Source organism: Erwinia sp. PME.40.26/001 (genome assembly GCF_055556675.1).
On sequence record NZ_JBVHNP010000032.1, the window covers coordinates 1 to 437 of the forward strand.

The window sequence follows — 437 nt, forward strand, 5'->3', positions numbered from 1 at the left end:
GTGCACGTGCATGGCGTAGCCGTCGCCCTCGCGCTCGACGTAGGCCGTCAGGATCGTTCGCGACTCCTCGTCGTCGAAGTCCACGCGGCCGTAGCTGTCGGGGTCGTTCCCGAGCGGCCAGAGCTGCGGCTCCAAGCGGGTGCCACGGTCATACGGGGTCAGGTTGCGGTCGGTCATGGTTCCTCCTTGTAACGGGATTAGTACTATTTGGGGTAGCGGGGTCAGGCAGCGAAGTGAGCGGCGACGCGCTCGATCTGATCGGGTCGGAGGTCGCACCAGTGATCGTCATCGTCGACCACGACGACAGGGGCCACGGTGTAGCCCAGTTCCTCGGTCACGTACTCGCGTGCTTCGGGGTGCTCGGTGATGTTGACCTCGACGTAGGGGATGCCCTTGCTGTCCAGCATCATCTTCGTCATCCGGCACTTCCCACACTG

General features: G+C 63.8%; 1 protein-coding gene. It reads right to left on the minus strand.

The features are described from left to right. Window positions 1–221: 221 nt before the first annotated feature. Window positions 222–437, minus strand: a 216-nt coding sequence (locus ACZ3HG_RS23070; protein WP_465334614.1) for a glutaredoxin domain-containing protein, incomplete at its 5' end; no start/stop codon positions are given.